Annotated in this window: 14 protein-coding genes and 1 tRNA gene; 9 read left to right on the top strand and 6 right to left on the bottom strand. The window is 63.3% G+C overall.

Going from position 1 to position 16,653, the window contains the following annotated elements; all coding sequences use genetic code 11:
• Positions 1–50 precede the first annotated feature (50 nt).
• The 9 genes from SNE35_RS18770 (at position 51) to SNE35_RS18810 (ending at position 11,229) form a co-directional block, all read left to right on the top strand.
• Positions 51–428, top strand: coding sequence for a hypothetical protein (locus tag SNE35_RS18770; RefSeq protein WP_320424509.1), 378 nt, complete (start codon positions 51–53; stop codon positions 426–428).
• Complete coding sequence (locus tag SNE35_RS18775; protein ID WP_320424510.1) at positions 425–3,211, top strand: host specificity factor TipJ family phage tail protein; 2,787 nt, start codon at positions 425–427, stop codon at positions 3,209–3,211. Before SNE35_RS18770 ends, SNE35_RS18775 begins: the two co-directional genes overlap by 4 nt.
• 212 nt (positions 3,212–3,423) lie before the next feature.
• Entirely contained in the window at positions 3,424–6,495 is a 3,072-nt protein-coding gene (locus SNE35_RS18780) for a phage tail length tape measure family protein (RefSeq protein WP_320424511.1), read from the top strand.
• A gap of 84 nt (positions 6,496–6,579) precedes the next feature.
• On the top strand, positions 6,580–6,801 hold the full coding sequence (locus SNE35_RS18785) for a hypothetical protein (RefSeq protein WP_320424512.1): 222 nt from the start codon (positions 6,580–6,582) through the stop codon (positions 6,799–6,801).
• Positions 6,802–7,240: 439 nt separating this feature from the next.
• A complete protein-coding gene (locus SNE35_RS18790; RefSeq protein ID WP_320424513.1) occupies positions 7,241–7,561 on the top strand; it encodes a phage tail assembly chaperone in 321 nt (106 codons plus the stop codon).
• 128 nt (positions 7,562–7,689) lie between these two features.
• On the top strand, positions 7,690–8,613 hold the full coding sequence (locus tag SNE35_RS18795) for a hypothetical protein (RefSeq protein WP_320424514.1): 924 nt from the start codon (positions 7,690–7,692) through the stop codon (positions 8,611–8,613).
• Between the two features lie 66 nt (positions 8,614–8,679).
• A complete protein-coding gene (locus SNE35_RS18800; protein WP_320424515.1) occupies positions 8,680–9,165 on the top strand; it encodes a DUF2280 domain-containing protein in 486 nt (161 codons plus the stop codon).
• Positions 9,166–9,639: 474 nt separating this feature from the next.
• Positions 9,640–10,293 carry a hypothetical protein gene (locus tag SNE35_RS18805; RefSeq protein WP_320424516.1) on the top strand — a complete coding sequence of 218 codons (654 nt, stop codon included), beginning with the start codon at positions 9,640–9,642 and terminating at the stop codon, positions 10,291–10,293.
• A gap of 312 nt (positions 10,294–10,605) precedes the next feature.
• Positions 10,606–11,229, top strand: a complete 624-nt coding sequence (locus SNE35_RS18810) for a DUF4145 domain-containing protein (protein WP_320424517.1) — start codon at positions 10,606–10,608, stop codon at positions 11,227–11,229.
• 396 nt (positions 11,230–11,625) lie between these two features.
• Here the strand turns inward: SNE35_RS18810 and SNE35_RS18815 are convergent, their stop codons facing one another.
• From SNE35_RS18815 to SNE35_RS18840, 6 genes are all read right to left on the bottom strand, one after another.
• Positions 11,626–12,189: an SH3 domain-containing protein gene (locus tag SNE35_RS18815; protein WP_320424518.1), complete on the bottom strand. Its 564-nt coding sequence runs from the start codon at positions 12,187–12,189 to the stop codon at positions 11,626–11,628.
• A 75-nt stretch (positions 12,190–12,264) separates the two neighbouring features.
• Positions 12,265–12,507, bottom strand: a complete 243-nt coding sequence (locus SNE35_RS18820; RefSeq protein WP_320424520.1) for a hypothetical protein — start codon at positions 12,505–12,507, stop codon at positions 12,265–12,267.
• A 46-nt stretch (positions 12,508–12,553) separates the two neighbouring features.
• Positions 12,554–13,072, bottom strand: coding sequence for a hypothetical protein (locus SNE35_RS18825; RefSeq protein WP_320424521.1), 519 nt, complete (start codon positions 13,070–13,072; stop codon positions 12,554–12,556).
• Between the two features lie 8 nt (positions 13,073–13,080).
• Positions 13,081–14,322 carry a tyrosine-type recombinase/integrase gene (locus tag SNE35_RS18830; RefSeq protein ID WP_320424522.1) on the bottom strand — a complete coding sequence of 414 codons (1,242 nt, stop codon included), beginning with the start codon at positions 14,320–14,322 and terminating at the stop codon, positions 13,081–13,083.
• 173 nt (positions 14,323–14,495) lie between these two features.
• Positions 14,496–14,572, bottom strand: a tRNA-Arg gene (locus tag SNE35_RS18835).
• Between the two features lie 16 nt (positions 14,573–14,588).
• Positions 14,589–16,586, bottom strand: a complete 1,998-nt coding sequence (locus tag SNE35_RS18840; protein ID WP_320424523.1) for an OPT family oligopeptide transporter — start codon at positions 16,584–16,586, stop codon at positions 14,589–14,591.
• Positions 16,587–16,653: the final 67 nt, after the last annotated feature.

A 16,653-nucleotide genomic window follows, 5' to 3' on the forward strand; every position in this document is an offset into this window, starting at 1 on the left:
CCGCACGTAGAGACGCGAGCTCACACCCTTCATCGAAAGTCACGATCCACATGAACGTCAACACCTATTTGCCGCGCCAGTACGGCACGCCGCTGCCAGGCTGGGATCTCGTCACAGACGTCTGGAAAGCCGAGCGCGGCCTCGGCGTCACCACGTACAAGACGGTCAACTCCAGCATCCGCGCCATCGCTGCTGCCTTCCGCCTGGCCTTGCACAAGGGGCCGGAAGGCCTTACGCCGATTGCGGAACCGCAGGACCTGTGCCTCGTGCTACTGGGCAAGAGCGAGAAGGTCGGTCTGCATCACTGCGGCATCTACTGGCAAGGCAGCGTGCTGCACGCCTTGGCCGAAGGCAACCTGTACCAGGACCTGGCCTCGATCCGTGACGCCTACGCCCTGATCGAGTTCTGGGACCAGGCGGCCGCATGACCACCATCCGCCTCTACACACATCCGATCGCCGGCGCCGAGCAGGTCTTCGAAGCGCCGAGCATCGGCGAATGGCTGTTGAGCCACTACGGCGACGCGCCGCAGGTCGGCGTTCATGTCTTCGAGGGCGAGCCGTCGGCAGACACTGAGATCACCGGCAACATCGACGCGCTGCTGGCGAACGCCGCGCCCGAGTACGTCGTCCTGCAATCGCCAGGGTCATCGCCCTACGAGTGGGTTCAGGTCATCTTGGTCGTGCTATCCGTGGCCCAAGCTCTCATGGCCACGCCGGCCACGATGCCGGCCAACGTCAACCGCACGCAGCAGAGTCCCAACAATGCGCTGGGCAACCGCGAGAACCAGGTGCGTGTGGGCCAGCGCATCGAGGATATATACGGCACCGTGCTGGCGATCCCCTCGCTGATGATGCCGACCTACTACAAGTACATCCAGAACCGGAAGTACGAGTACGGCTACTACTGCGTTAGCCGCGGCTACTGTGAACTCAGCCAGGTGCAGGACGGTCAGTCGCTGATCGAAGCGATCAGCAACGCGAGCGCGGCGGTGTACTGGCCCTTCACCAGCCCGAACAGCGGCGACGCGCCGCACCTGCAGATCGGCCCGGCCATCATCGACAAGGTGCTGACGGTAGCGCGCTCCAACGAGGTGGACGGCCTGATCCTCAAGCCGCTGAATCAGTTGCAGCTCGCACGCGGCGAGACCTACACCTTCACGCCCGATCCGGGCGGCGACGTCATCACGCAGCAGACGAAGAAGCCGAACATCAATGCCATCGTCGACCCGGGCGACGAGATCATCATCACGATGGCTGATGTCCCGGTCATCTCGACCGCCATCGTGCAGGCCTTCGGCGGCAAGTTCAATGCGACCGGTGTCGGTGGTGAAGGTTGGGAGGATCCGTTCGCCGATTTGCGCGTCGGTGACTCGATCGCCGTGGCGTCGACCGATGACCCGACGAACGACGGCACGTACACCGTCGCGGCCATCGACAACTTGGGTCACCTGACCACGACGCCCGCTCCGGTGGATCGCGGCAGTCCTGCAGAAACCACGTTCACGGTGACCCGGAACTACTCCGGCTCACGGACCGTGATCGGCGTGGCCGACGGATTCATGATCTTGAGCGGCGCGGTCTTCCTGTCCGAGATCGTCGCGGCGGCCACCATCGACGACTTGGCCGACGCGCCGGCGCCGGGCCAGCCGGTGACCGAGTACACCGACTGGGTGACGCTGCGCGCGGCCAACCGCACGGAGGTCTGGGTCAACATCGTGGCGCAGAACGGCCTGTACAAGGACGACGGCGGTCTGTCGGCCGAGACCGTGGGCTTCGAGATCTCGATTGAGCGGCTGGACCCGGGCACCTTCGTGCCGACCGGCGTCGTGGAGATCATCACCGCCAGTCTCAGCGGGTCGGTCTCGGAAGAGCGGGCGGACACGATCGAGCACGCCACGGCGTGGACCGGCCCGGCTCGCGTGCGGATGCGGCGCACCAGTCAGCACGACTATGACTTCCAGGGCCGCGTGCAGGATGAGATCGCCTGGGCTGACCTTTACAGCGTCACGCCCGAGGCCCGGCTGCACTTCGGGAATCTCACGACTCTTCAAACGGTCACCGAGGCCAACAGCCGCAGCACAGCAGTGAAGACGCGGCAGCTCAACGCGCTATCGGCGCGACTGCTGCCCACGTTCGACGGGACGGGCTTCAGCGGCGCATTCGACGCGACCGGCCGCTTGGTCAGTGGCACTATCAGCGCTACGTCTCGCCTGGTCGACATCATCGCGGCCGTCGCGCTGGACCCCAAGATCGGCGCGCGCGACCTGGACGCCGATCTGGACATGGCGCAGATCTACGCCGTGCAGCAGCAGCTCGACGCCTGGCATCCGGAGGTCGGCCAGTTCAACTACACCTTCGACAGCGACAACATCGCCTTCGAAGAGACCGTCGAGACGATCGCCAATGCTGGCTTCTGTACCGGCTACCGCCAGAACGGCAGGATCCGCCTCGCCCTGGATCGGCAGCAGAGCGCGAGCACGGCGCTGTTCACACACCGGAACAAGCAGCCCAACTCTGAGACCATCACGCGCAAGTTCGTGGCCGACGGAGACTATGACGGCATCGAGTTCCAGTACTCCGACCCCGACACCCAGCAGACCGAGACCATCAAGCTGCCGCTGGACGGCAGCGCCCGCTCGCCCAAGAAGTTCGAGATCGCCGGCATCCGCAGCTTCGCCCAGGCCTGGTTCCGCGCGAACCGCGAGTTCTTCAAGCTGAAGGGCCAACGGCTGAGCATCGAGACCAAGACCACGCTGGACGCGCGAGCGCTGCTGCCGAACGCCCGTATCGACATCGTCGACAACACCCGCTTCAAGGCCTATGACGGCGAGGTGATATCGCAGCAAGGGCTGACGCTGACGCTGAGCCAGCGCGTCGCCTTCGAAGTTGGCGAGCCGCACAGCATCGTGCTGATGAAGCGTGATGGCACCCTGGACAGCATCTCGGTGAGCGCCGGCGCCAAGGCGAATCAGGTCATCCTCGCGCGGCCGCCCGCCGAGGCCATCGTGACCGTGCCGGGACCTGATGGCATCCGCACCATCTTCTCCTTTGCCAGTGATTCCCGGCGTCAGGCTATGGCGTGGCTGGTCTCGGAGATCGACCTGGCCGACGGCCAGTACCCGACCGTGCGCGCCGTGAACTACAGCGACGCGTACTACCAGATGGATCGCCAGCCGGTGCCTGAGTCGGCCGGCGTCATCAACGGCTGATCGATCTCAGTCACCGCTCAGACCATCGCACCTACTACCCGTCAGGACCTTCCTGACCTACCTCTCCGAAAGGCATCCCCATGACCAATGAAATCAGCACGCTTGGCCTCGCGGTAGACACCACGAGCGTCAAGACGGCCGGGAAGGACCTGGACAACCTCGGCAGCGCCGGCCAGCGCGCCGAGACGGTACTGGACCGCATCGAGACGCTGATGAAGTCCATCGATGCCAACTCCTTGTCGGCAGCCCAGGCTCTGCAGCGGACGCGCACCGCGACCACAGGCCTGGCGGACTCGGCGAAGCAGGCAGAGACGGCCGGCCAGCGGTTGGTCGATGCGCTCCGCGATCAGGTCGCCCTGTACGGCAAGGGTGTCGAGGATATGCTGCGCTATCGTGCCGCCCAGGCCGGCGTGGCGGAGCAGGCTGCCCCGCTGATTCTCCAGTTGCAGAACCAGCGGGCAGCGCAGGAGGCATCTGCCGCCGCTGCGCTCAAGGAAGCCCTGGCCCAGCGCGAAGCCGCGCAGGCCAAGCAGTCCCTGGCGAAGTCGCAGGACTCGTTCATTCAGTCGCTGAAGGAACAAGCCGACACGGCCGGCAAGTCTGCAACCGAGATCCTTCAATACAAGGCGGCGCAGCTCGGCGTGTCGGAGTCGGCGGCGCAGTACATCACACGTCTCGCTGCCGTCGGCAAACAGCAGTCCTCGCTGACCGACTCCACCAAGCTGACGGCGTACCAGACCCAGCAGTTGAGCTTCCAGCTCAACGATCTGTTCGTCCAGATCGCCTCCGGCCAGTCGCCCATCACGGCGCTGATCCAGCAGGGCTCGCAGCTCTCCGGCACCTTCGGTGGCGTGCGTGGCGCGCTGACTGCCGTGGGGACACTGATTACGCCCGTAACGGCTACCCTGGGGACCCTGGCGGCAACCTTGGGAGTGGCTGGCTACGCCTACTACAAGGGCTCCCAAGAGGCCGATGAATTTAGGAAGACGCTGATCCTCACCGGCAATGCCGCCGGCACGAGCGCCGTCAAGCTCTCCTTCATGGCCGCGGCCGTGGCTGCGAACGGAGCAGGCACTCAAGCTCGCGCCGCCGACGTGCTCAACCAGATGGCGCGCAGCGGTGTGATCGCCTCCCAGAGCTTGCAGTCGTTCACCGAGGCCGCACTCCGGATGGAGACGGTAGGCGGGGATGCAGCTGAAGACACCGTCAAGGCCTTCGAGCAGTTGGGCAAGACTCCTCTCGAGTCCGCACGCCAGCTCGACCAGCTCACCAACGCCTTCTCTCGCTCCACGCTGGAACAGATCCGCAACCTCACCGAGCAAGGGAGGACAACCGAGGCGGGCAAGTTGGCACAGCAGGCCTATGCGGACACGTTGAATCAACGTACCCCGCAAATCCTCCAGAACCTGGGATACGTCGAGCGGGCCTGGCGCGCCATCAAGGGCGGGACCAAGGCCGCGGGTGATGCCATCGCTGACATCGGCCGGCCCGAGGACGAGATCGCGCAACTCCAGGCGAAGCTCGCAAAAATCGACGCTCAGCGAGCGAAGGCAGCCAACGGGCTGAAGGGCCGCACGGTTCTTCCTCAAGACGATGTCGCCGCGCGCCAAGAGGCAGCCGATCGGGAACGGCTGAGGATCCTCACGGTCACCCGCGACCAAGAGGCGGCCCTGGCAGCGGCAACCGCCAAGACGACGCAGGAGAAGCGTCTGGGTCAGGAATGGGACGACAAGAACGTCCAGTACCTCACGGCTGCGAAACAGTTGCAGCGCGACCTCATCGCCATCCAGAACGAGGGGGTGGCGGCCGGCATCTCGCAAGAGAAGATCGACGAGCGCAAGGCAGCGCGACAGCGGCAGTACGACTCGAATGGAAGCATCGCCAAGCAGATCGCGCAGATCGCGGACCTGACTCGTGCCGAGAACTCGCGCCTCTCCGTGTTCGAGGCCTCGGAGGCGATCCTCGAGGCCAATCGGCAAGCCGGCATCGTCGGTGACAAGGAGTACTACGGCGCGAAGCTCGCGTTCATCAACCTGACCATCGACGCGCAGAAGCGCCTGCTCGAGGCCAGCATCGCCGACCAGCAGCAGCAACTGCTGTTGCCGAACGTGCTCCCGTCAGAAGCGAAGGGCATCGAGTCCCGCATCAAAGACCTGCGCCAGCAGATCACCGACCTCACGACCCAGGGCGCAGTCAAGGGCATCAACCTCGCGACGGAGCAAACTGCCGCACAGGCCATGGTCTCCCGGGCGTTCGAGCAGTCACGCCAATCGGCCGCCGACTACCTCGCAACCTTGGCCCGGGCTGCCCAGCGCGAGAATTCCTACGCGGGCCTCGGCGACGCGGCACGTCAGCAGGCCCAAGGCCGCGACGCGATCCTCGACAAGTACGCCGACGAGCGCCGCCAGTTGGAGAACGAGCGTGCGCTGATGGAGAAGACCATCCGCAGCGTCACCGGCAACCCGGACGCGAAGATCTCGGATGAGGCGCAGAAGGACTATGAGCGGCGCGTCGACCTCAGCAAGAAGACCGAGGCTGAGGAGTTGCGCATCTACAACCAGGGCGTCGACGACAAGCTCGCCGCAGACAGCCGCTGGGAGAACGGCGCCAGCAAGGCGATGGCCAACTACTTGGCCGATGCCCAGAACACCGCCAAGCTGACCGAGGACCTGTACACCAAGACCTTCAGCAGCCTGGAGGACTCCATCGTCTCCTTCGTGACGACGGGCAAGTTCAACTTCAAGAGCTTGGCCGACACGATCATCTCGGAGATCGTCCGCATTCAGGTGAAGCAGTCGCTGTCCAGCCTGTTCGGCACCGCATCCGGCAGCGGCACGAACTGGCTCGGCATCGCCGGCAGTGTCGCCAGCATCTTCGGCGGCACGGGCACAGGCACAAGCCTCGGCGACTCGATCGCCGGCTCGCTCAGCACCCAGTTCGGCGGTATGCGTGCCATCGGCGGCCCGGTGTCGGCCAGCAGCATCTACCGCATCAACGAGAAAGGCTTGCCCGAGGTCGCCAGCTTCGGCGGCCGAGACTACCTCCTGACCGGTGGGCAGAGCGGCACTGTGAAGCCTGCTGGTGCTGGCGGTGATGGCCCGATCACCATCATCAACCACACCTCCGCAGCGATCGGCCGCGCCACCCAGCAGACCACCAGCAACGGTGGCCGCACGATCACGCTGGAGGAGTTTGACGGCATGTTCGCGACCGCGATGGCCGATCCCAATAGCCGCGCAAGCCGCTCGATGGGCAAGTTCACAAAGACGGAGCGCAAGCGCTGACCTGCAGCCTCCAGATAGTTTTCCCTCAAGGCCTGACCCTCAGGCCACTTTCCCTCCCTTCACTCAACCTTAGAAAGACCAACCATGCTCATGATTCGCTATGTCCGCCGCGCCGGCGGTGGCCTGGGTGCAGAACACCACATCCCACTGAAACTGGAACGACTTCAACCGGAGCACCTCGAAGGCATCTATGGCGGTGGGCCTGTAAGTGCCGACGAGGTCGGCGTAATGCCACCGGATGGCTATTCGATGTGGCGAGGCAGGCGCAACGACGTCTTTGCCTACAGCACGGCAGACGAAAAGTGAACGTCAGGCCGGCCCCGCGTGACAACGCATCGCCGGCAATCTCGCTGGCCGCAAAGAAGCTCATCGCCTTGGGCGTCCTTGCGTGGGGCGATGCAGTCGAGGTCCCAAGATCTCGGCGGGCCCACGCCAGACGTCACTTCGCGGCCATCACCGCCAAGGCCAGCGGCCTCGGATTCCGAGAGGCTGCCAGGCTGAAGCGCGGCCTCCGCTCCGGGCGGGCCACGCCCATGGTCATTGAGCGAGCCGAGGCAATCTGCTCCCTGGTCAGCGAAGCCGCGATCGACGCCGAGCTACGTGCCGCAGCAGAGCACGAGCGGCAGGTCGGCGTGTTCGGCTCACCGCGGCGCACCGGGCGTCCTTCTCCCTGACCCTTCTTCTTCATCCACCACATCCGCTGCCTGAGCTTCACGCCCAGGCACGGTTCGCAGAAAGCACCCCAATGAGCAAACCATCCATCAAGGCGGCTCCGACCTTCACGGCCGAGGTCAAGATCCCGCGTCCCGAGGGCCCACCGCTGGTGATCAAGTTCGACTTCAAGCACCGCGGGCGCAAGGAGTTCGCGCAGTTCCGCGAGTCGCTGGAAGGCAGCGCCAGGGTCGATCACGAGGTGATGATGGATATCGCCTGCGGCTGGCACGACGTCGAGGAGCCGTTCAGCGCAAAGGCCGTCAAGGACTTGCTGGACGGCCACCATCAAGCCGCTCGGGCGATCACCGACACCTACATCGCCGAGCTGACTCAGGTGGGCCGGCCCACCTGACGCATCGGGCCAGCACACCGGCCTGCCTGCTTGGTACGTAGGCCGCTGGTACGCAGCGAAGTACGCGCCCGAAAGCTACCTGACAGACAGGTTTCCACGGACAGGTTTCCAGCGAGGTTGCCACCGAAATGCAGACGATGACTCCAGCGGCTAATACGAAACCCCCGGTTGCAGACCATCAGAAGGTCCTTGCCCTCCGGCGCGGCAACTCCCTGGCCGCGGTTGCCAGGCAGACCGGCCTGCCCTTGGGAACGGTAAAGGCCATCTGCAGCCGCTCCGGGGCGTTCCGCGACAACCAAGCACTGCGCAGCCTGTGCTCGCTCCCGCCAGTCCAGCAGAGCAGCAGTTCCGCGCTGGCACAGATCACACTCCCACCACAGGTTGAGGTCACGGGAGACCCGGAACTCGACGCGTTGCTGTGGCTGCGCGAGGTAATCAAGACCGGCAATCCTGCCTTCATCGCGAATGCCCTGGAAGCCGTCAAGCGGATCAAGACGCCGATTGACGTCCTGGAGCGCAAGTACACGCAACACCTGGTTGCACAGAACCCCGGCAGTCTCATGGCCGCCTTTCAAAGCATCGGCTTCGCTGACCTTGAGGCCTTGGCTCGGTCCACCAACGAGAAGCTGGCTCTGCGACACGAGGGCCTTGCGCGCTTTGGCAACGTAGAGGGCCTGTTCGCCGAGACCCCGGCCGAGCGCTTCTGCATCGATGCATTGAAGGGCGTCCATCGCAAGCGTGACTTCGGTGACTACGACGCTAGTACTGTGGACGCCCGCTTCAATTCGCGCGCAGATCTCCTGCCGCAGACATTGGACGACTGCCTGTTCGAGCTGCGGTACTGGGACGACCTCTATCGCCTCCGTGAGGCCGACAGCTGCGGAGATCACGAGCCGGAAGTCAACGCGCGCGAGGACTTTGTCTTGCGATCGCTGGCCCGCATCCGACCGCGCACCAAGGCCGAGGCAGTGAGTGTGTTTCGGTACCTCGCCGAGTCCGAGTTCATGGACCGCAAGGAAACCGAGAGCATCTTGCTCAACCTCATCGGCTGATCTGGCCTCCGGGTGTACCCAGAGCTCGCGCTGCTACCTTGACCCAACCTTGACGAAATCCAATCGATGGCAGCCCTCTCCGACGATGTGAAGCGCTTTATCGTCCAGGCTCTGGCCTGCTTTGAAACGCCGTCCGAAGTCGCGGAAGCCGTCAAGCAAGAGTTCGGGTTGACGGTCTCCCGCCAGCAGATCGAGACCTACGATCCCGGACGATGTGCTGGCCGTGCTCTCAGTGCGAAATGGCGGGAACTGTTTGAAGCGACGCGGACCCAGATGCGCAATGAGGTCATCGAGATCCCGATCGCCAATCGAATTACCCGCTTGCGCGCCCTGCAGCACCTTCTCTACCAGGCGCAACGGATGAAGAACTACGTGCTGGCTATGCAGATCCTGGAGCAGGCTGCCAAGGAGGTCGGCGGCATGTATGAAAGCCGTCGCCACCGCGCCGGCTCTGTGGGCACAGGCGACGAACCGGTGGCGACCCAGGTCATTCGTAGTGTGCAGAGTGCTCTGAGCCCCGATGAGCCAGTGCCCGAGCGCCCGATTCTCTGAACCATGGGCGCACGGTTTAGGTTGACGGAGGGTTGACGGGCTGAGATCTGGCTCACGGGTATGCCCTGCCCGGAAGCGCCTGTCCATCGGGGAACGGCGACATCAAAGGCTCCTGATGCTGCGGCAACGCGTCAACCCTGATACCGTGGTATCCGCAGGTGCCAGCCAAGACTCCGCTGACAGGGCCTAGTTAACAGGCGATGGTTAACACCGAAGTTAACACCCGACAGCCCTGGTTACACAGCACGAGGTTACAGGGTGCTTGCACCCGAAACCAGCCGCAGACGACCGCCCAGCGTTCTTTGCTGGCGTCACACCATGTCGACACGCTTCCGGGTGCTACTGAGTTGGTCAGCATGTGAACCCAGTCCCGGCACCGCCCGGGGCTTTTCAACCCCTGTGTTGGCGTACTAGCATCAGGCCACCTGAAAGCTCATGGGGCAGCAATGGCATACAAGGAAAACCAGGTGTTTTATGTCCGATAAGCAAGATGTTAGCCCGGAGGAAAAGAAGGTCGAATTTCGGCGTGAACTGATCCTGTTAATAACCGGTGCCGCAATCGCCCTGTCGTCAGCGTTGATAACATCACTAACGCAAGCCCATTTCCAACAAGCCCAAGCAAAGGCCGACAGACAGCTCAAGCTTTTAAACGAAATGTCCAAGAGCCTCGGCGAACATTATGCGACCGCGCTCCTAAACCAGAAGATGTTGAGAGCTTCACTTGCAGATATTCAAGCGACCTTGGATTCTGGAAATTTTGCAACAAATAAGCAGATCGATGATTTAAATCGGTTCAATGACGCGTCAGATGCGGCGCTGCGCAATTTAGTTAATGTCCTTCCGGGGTGGGAAATTCAAATCAAGGCGGTATTTCCTGGCGCGGAAGAAGCGCCGGACGATGATTCGTATGTCGATCTTTCAAAAATTGATATGTTAGCCCTTAAAGAGATTATGGAACTGCGGCGGCAGGTTGAGGCGACAAGCGATATAAACAGACGGATCAGTCTACTAAAAATCGTTTGTGAAAAAATGGATAAACCCAACGCCGAGGCTGAGAAGACCCTGCAAGATGATCTTACAAAAATGTATAGCAGGCTAACGAAACTTGCTCACGAGGTAAACAAATAACATCGGCTTCTAAGCCGGCACCTCATCCCACTGCTTCTTCATCCAGTCCCGCACGCCCGGCAACTGCCCCATGATGAGCGCCGCCGTCGTGCTGCATGGCTCTGTGTCAAAGCCGGCCAGCCACGAGTTCACGGTTAGTGCCGCACTGGTTAGTGTCGAGGCTAGTGCGCAAGTCGATAGCTCCGCCCGGCAGACCGGCTCAAATCTGAGCCGGTCTATTCGTCGAGATCTCCAACGCAGGTCGCGACTGCCGTGCCGGCCGTGTCCACGCAAGGGTGATAACCTCCCGCGGACTTTCCAGCAGGAAGACTCATGGCCATCTTCACGACGGATTGCCCGCATTGCGGCACCGTGAAAGCTGCGTTCGCGCCGGTAGCCGGACGAAACCGAGGCAACCACCTTTTCAACGTGCTGTTCACGTGCCCAGGCTGCTCAGGTCCGCTGGTAGCGGTCGTGCATTCGGCTCTTAATCTGGATCCGGTGACTGCATCGGGGGACCTCAGTCGAGGCGACGGCAATTGCAACGTGATGATGGCCTATCCGTCCGTGAAAGACGTCGACGTCCCAGATCATCTTCCCGACCGCGTAGCGAAGGCATTCAAGGAAGGCTGTCAGATCGTCGCGGCCAGCCCAAATGGGGCTTGTGCACAGTTCCGCCGTGCGCTGGAGTTGGGTTTGAAAGACCTGGCCCCGGACGTCGACGCGTGGAAACTGGAAAAGCGCATCGACAAATTGGCGGAACAGAACAGGTTGACACCGGCGATCCAAGAGTGGGCTCACCAACTTCGACTTGACGGAAATGACGCGGTGCATGGCGAAGAGGAGGCCTCCGTGGCTGACGCCAAGGCGATGGAGTCGCTGGCCCGCTACGTCCTGACCTACCTGTACACTCTACCCAAGCAAGTGGAGTTGGCACGCGCAGCAGGCGATGATTAGCACCGCTTCGAACGATTTTCGAAACGATTTCCGCGCGCATTTCTGACCATGTGATCGGTCTGCAGGCCGCACCAATGCTAGGTTCAAGCCCCGGTGGACAGGCAGATAGCTGGCCGATTTCTGCGCAGTTTCGGAACGATTTCTGCGCACCCCTGCAGTCCATCGTGAACCTTCGCGTCGAGCGAAGCGATACACCTCCGATGCCCCGTCGCCGCGACCTTCATGCCGCGCAGCGCTCAGCAACAGGCCGGGCCCAAGTCGCGCAGTTCACGCTGCTAGGCCCGCCAAGACCGCTCGCAACCCATTGATTCGTAAGCAGCGCGCAAACTTGCGCACCGGCTCTGGCATGGGCCTGGACGCCGCGCAGCAGGCCACCCCGACGATCTGCAGTTGGTTCTACCTGAACACCTCGCCGGTGCGGGCATTCAGGAAGATGCGGTTGGCCTTGGTCATGCCTCCGCAGTACATGAAGTAGACCGGAGCAGTCGGAGCATTGGTCGACTTCATCCAACCACCGATCTCCTTGAAATCCTGCAAGGAGCATTGCCCTCGAGCGACAAGGTCTTGCGATGCCTTGATGAACGCCTTTCGGTACCGGGAGAAGTCGTCGGAGTCGACCAGGAGCTTGGCTATTTCGGGCTCATCAGACCGAGCCTTCTCGTCTGGCGGTCGCGTGGGGGAAAGATCTGCGGCTCGTACCCAGCGGGCGACATCACCAGCCTGACCCTCGACTGCTCCGTCGTAGTACTTCGAGATACGAGCCCACTGCCCTTTCACCTCAATCACATCGACGGCCTGTCGGGTTCGAAGCACGTTGGTCTCTTTCGCGCTCGCCACCGGCGCAAGCCGCACGCTGGACGTCTCCGTGACTACGTAGTACTTGCCTGGTTTGGAGACTTGCGCGATGGCCGGCTGCAAGAAAGTCAGGACGAGAGCGACGATCAAAGCGATGGATTTCATTCAGCCATTGTGTGACCTCGAAACCTCAGTGCAATCGTCGTACCGTCGTGAATCCGACCGCTGTCCGGCACAGGCTCAGCGGCAGATGACTCGCTCGCCGCGCGCCATGCAGTGGAAGCACACCCACTGCTTGGTTCCACCCCGGGTCTTGCCGGGCGCTGTGACTTCCACGCCGATGGTGGTCTGCACCACCTCCACTCCACCGCATCGCGGGCACTTCAGCATGTAGGCCCGCACCGTGGCAGCGTGCTTCGCGAGGATCTTCTCGCGCTCGGTCTTCGGGGGCTTCGAAGCCGGTGGAACGAGATGCAGGGTCATAGTCTTGTACGGCGCTTGCCAATGCCGCTCCGGGCTTTGCGCGCCATCAGCCTTCCAAAGGCGGGGACGCTCGCGCGACTAGAAATCGGTCGAAGGCGTCCCGACTGCAATGGCCGTCGGCCACATCGACCAAGAGGTCAATGACGTCATCATCCAATGTCCTATTTGCTAGTAGTTCCCTCGCTACCAGCGATACGGCTGAGGAATTTTCGGGCTTGATCATCATCGAGACTGCCGCGGATTTGATCTGGTCCAGCCCTCCTTCCAACTGCCATGCGACGACAAGATCCTGCACGCATCGAAAGTCGCTGTCGCACCCTGCGGAGGCCTCTGTCTCAGCGAGCCCAGCAGCAACAAGCGCCGCATACCCAGAGCAGTAGGCAATTGCCATTGCCGCCGCTTCGTCCCGAGACCACACCTCGCACTGCGATCGAACGCTACCAACCGTGTCGCCGGCTTCAATGATGCTGGCGCGCAACTGCGGGATCTGCAGGCGCACATGAGCAACGGCGTGGCCGGCCTCGTGGAGCGCTACCAAGTCGAGTGAAGTCGTCCCCGTCAACATAACTACTCCTATGCCGTCTTGAACGGCAGCACCTTCGCGCCGGCGCGCAACTGGTCGAGGTAGTCCGCCCACGTCTGCATCATCCGCCGGCGCTGCTCCATGTACTCCGCCCGGTCATAGGCCATGCCCAGCGGACCACTCTTGCCGTGCGCGAGCTGGGCCTCGATGACGTCAACCGGGATGCCGGGCAGCTGCTCCGCGATGATCGTCCGCGCCATCGACCGAAAGCCGTGGGCAGACATCTCCTCTTTGCCGTAGCCCATGCGCCGCAGGGCCGTGTTCACGGTGTTCTCGCTCATCGGCCGCTCGCCGGTGATCAGGGACGGGAACACGAAGAGCCCGTGCCCGGTCAGCGGCTGCAGGTCCTTGAGCACCGCGACGGCCTGCGACGCCAGCGGCACCAGATGCGGTCGCCCATTGGTCTTGCCGTGTACTGAGCGCTTCATCTTGGCCGCCGGGATCGTCCACAGGCACCCATCGATGTCGAGTTCGGCCCACTCCATCATCCGGATGTTCGCCGGCCGCTGGAACAGGAACGCCGACAGCAGCAGCGCCGCCCGGGTGGCCGGCTGGCCGGGGTAGTCCGCCATGCTGCGCAGCAGCGCGCCGGCCTTCTCCGGCTCCAGGACGGCAGACATGTGCTTGACCAGCACCGGCTGCAGCGCGCCGTTCAGATCGGGCGCCGGATTGCGCTCGCAGCGTCCCGTCGCGATACCGTAGCGGAAGACTTGGCCCGCGGTCTGGCGAAGCGTGTGGGCCGTCTCGATCGCCTGGCGCTGCTCTACCCGCCGCAGCACCTGGAGCAGCAGCGGAGCCGTGATCTCCGACAGCGGCAAGCTGCCGATCCAGGGGAACAGGTCCTTCTCCATCCGCTCCAACCACCGAGCAGAGTAGAGAGGACTGACGGCTGCCTTCCGGGTGCCGTGGTACTCCCGGGCGATCGTCTCGAAGGTGTTGGCCTGGTCAGCTTTGGCTTCCAGCTTGTCCAGTTGCCGGCGCTGGGCCGGGTCGACGCCGCCCTGCTGCACTTTCCGCTCGTCATCGCGCTTGCCGCGGGCCGCTTTCAGGCTTACGTCGGGGTAGCTGCCCAGCGCCAGCCGCTTCTCCTTGTCCGCGAAGTAGTACTTCCAGAACCAGCGCTTGGAGCCGTTCGGCGCGACCTCCAGGTACAGGCCGCCCGAGTCCGAGAGCCTGATCCTCTTCTTGTCCGGTGGGCACAAGGCGTTCTTGCAGGCTGGGTCAGTGAGCATAGGGGAACAGGTTCGGGCAGGATCCCGGAAAGCCGGTTTGTTCCCCGAAGTGTGCCCCTTGTTCCCCTGCGATGTAAAGAGAAGCCGTGAGTCGTTGTGAAATGAAAAAAGCCGCCAAGTGCTTGATTCACTGGGCGGCTTGCGATGTTGTGATCTGTCGTGAGATCCTGATTTGGCCTGACCGGAGGGACTCGAACCCCCGACCTGCTGCTTAGAAGGCAGCTGCTCTATCCAGTTGAGCTACGGTCAGCTTCAGCGTGGAATTATCACCCGAGCAGCACGTTGACGATCGCGTTGCCGATGCCCATCAGCGCGGCGCCCGAGATCAGGCCGGCGCAGATCGGCTCGCAGCCGTCGACCCAGCGGCGCCAGCCGATGGTGCCAGGGGTCTTGTAGCGCTTGGACAGCAGCCAGAAGATCAGCGCGCCGATCCACATCGCCAGGGTCGATTCGGGCGGCAGTACCACGCCCAGACCCACCGAGACGGCGGAGATCTGGAAGCGGCCGCGGGTGACGATGCGCGCCACCTCCAGCGCGATAGCGCTGACCACGGCCACGGCCGCGGCAATCACCGCGGAGAGCGGCAGGCCCTTCAGGCCCTTGGCGATGATGTCCGCCACGCCCTTCCACTGCAGGGCGGCCGGCATCGGGAACTGCTCCGACACCAGGGTGGAGACCGAGCGCACGCCATGGCTGTCGGCCGGCAGGAACAGCAGGAAGAACAGCGGTACGCAGGCCAGCACGCCCGAGACGATGCCGATGATGTGGCCGATCACCTGATGGCGCGGCTTGCCGCCCAGCATGTAGCCGGGCTTGATGTCGGACAGCAGGTTGGACGCGTTGGCGGCGATCTCGCCGGTCATGCCGGCCGGCAGCAGGTTGCTGGCCGGGTTGCTGCGGTCGATCGCGCCCATCGTGAACTGCGTGATCTTGGACAGCGCGCCGGTCGGCGTCCAGGAGGTCAGCGCCATCGAGTTCGCGCAGATCACCGTCAGCACGAAGATCAGCGGCAGCGAGATCAGCGCCAGCAGCGGCGGCACGCCGAAGAACTCGTGCGTGATCCAGGCGCCCAGCAGGCCGAAGACCGGCACGCCGACGTAGGAGATCCACAGCGGCACCTCGATGTCCTTCAGGATGTCGGGGCCGGCATCAGCGGCGGCCACCTTCTTGTCCCGACGGGACAGCGACTTGAAGATCGAGGTGAACAACTCGGGCTTGGCCAGCAAGCCCACCAGCGAGCCGGTGACCATCATCGCCACACCCCACCACAGCGACCACTGGTTGACGATCTCCGCGCGGTTCAGGGGCACCAGCACGCCGGTCGGGCCGACGCGCGGCGCCACGTCGCCAATCTGAATCATGATCGGCGCGAGGATCACGAAGTTGATGAAGGCGCCCAGCAGGCAGCTGGTGGCCACGGCGATGCCCATCAGGCCGCCCACGCCCATCATGGCGACGTCGGCCGTGAGGCGCAGGCCCAGCACGCGGATGTCGGTGCCGAGGATCTTCGGGATCGCCAGGTCGAACTTGACCGCGGCCTCGTAGTAGTACTGGTCCAGGCGCTCATGGAAGGTCCAGGGTTCCTTCATGCCGGCCCACTGGTCCATGCGCAGAATCTTGAACTGCAGCAGCTTCATCCAGCCATCGCTGACGGCGGCCTGGTACAGCGCGGCAAAGGCGGACACCTTGCCCAGCAGCCGCGCCTTGTACATGCCCTCGCCGGCATTGCCGGTGTACAGCGAATCCAGCACCACGCCGCAGGCGCGGCCTTCGGGGAAGGGCAACTGGTCCTCGTTGATGAAGCGCCGCTTCATCGGGAAGGCCACCAGCACGCCCAGCACCGCGATCACGGAGATCCAGATCATCAGCTGCCACCACGGGATCAGCTTGCCGCTGACCATCATGTAGGCCGCCAGGCTGACGTACAGCGGCGTGACGACATAGCCCGCCGCCGTGGCGATCGACTGCGTGCAATTGTTCTCCAGCACGGTGAAGTCCGAGGCCCAGCCGGCCGCGTGCATCATGCGGAACAGCGCGAAGGCGAGGATCACCGAGGTCAGGCCCACGCCGATCGCGATGCCGGTCTTGGCGCCGATGTAGAGGCCCGTGGCGGAGAGGATCGCGCCCAGCAGGAAGCCGGTCAGGCCGGAGCGCAAGGTCAGCTGCGCCATGTCGCCGCGGTAGACGTTCTTGAACCACCACTCGTCTTTTTGAGCTCGGCTCCAGGTACGGGTCTGCTCGTCGGTCAGATGTTGAATTGCCATCGGTAAAGCATCGGGAAATGGAGGGCCTCGGTAGAGGCCGAAGGGGCGGATTGTCCCTGCCCGCAGC

Origin of the sequence: Roseateles agri, from assembly GCF_034043675.1 — a bacterium.
Classification (GTDB): Bacteria; Pseudomonadota; Gammaproteobacteria; order Burkholderiales; family Burkholderiaceae_C; genus KK5.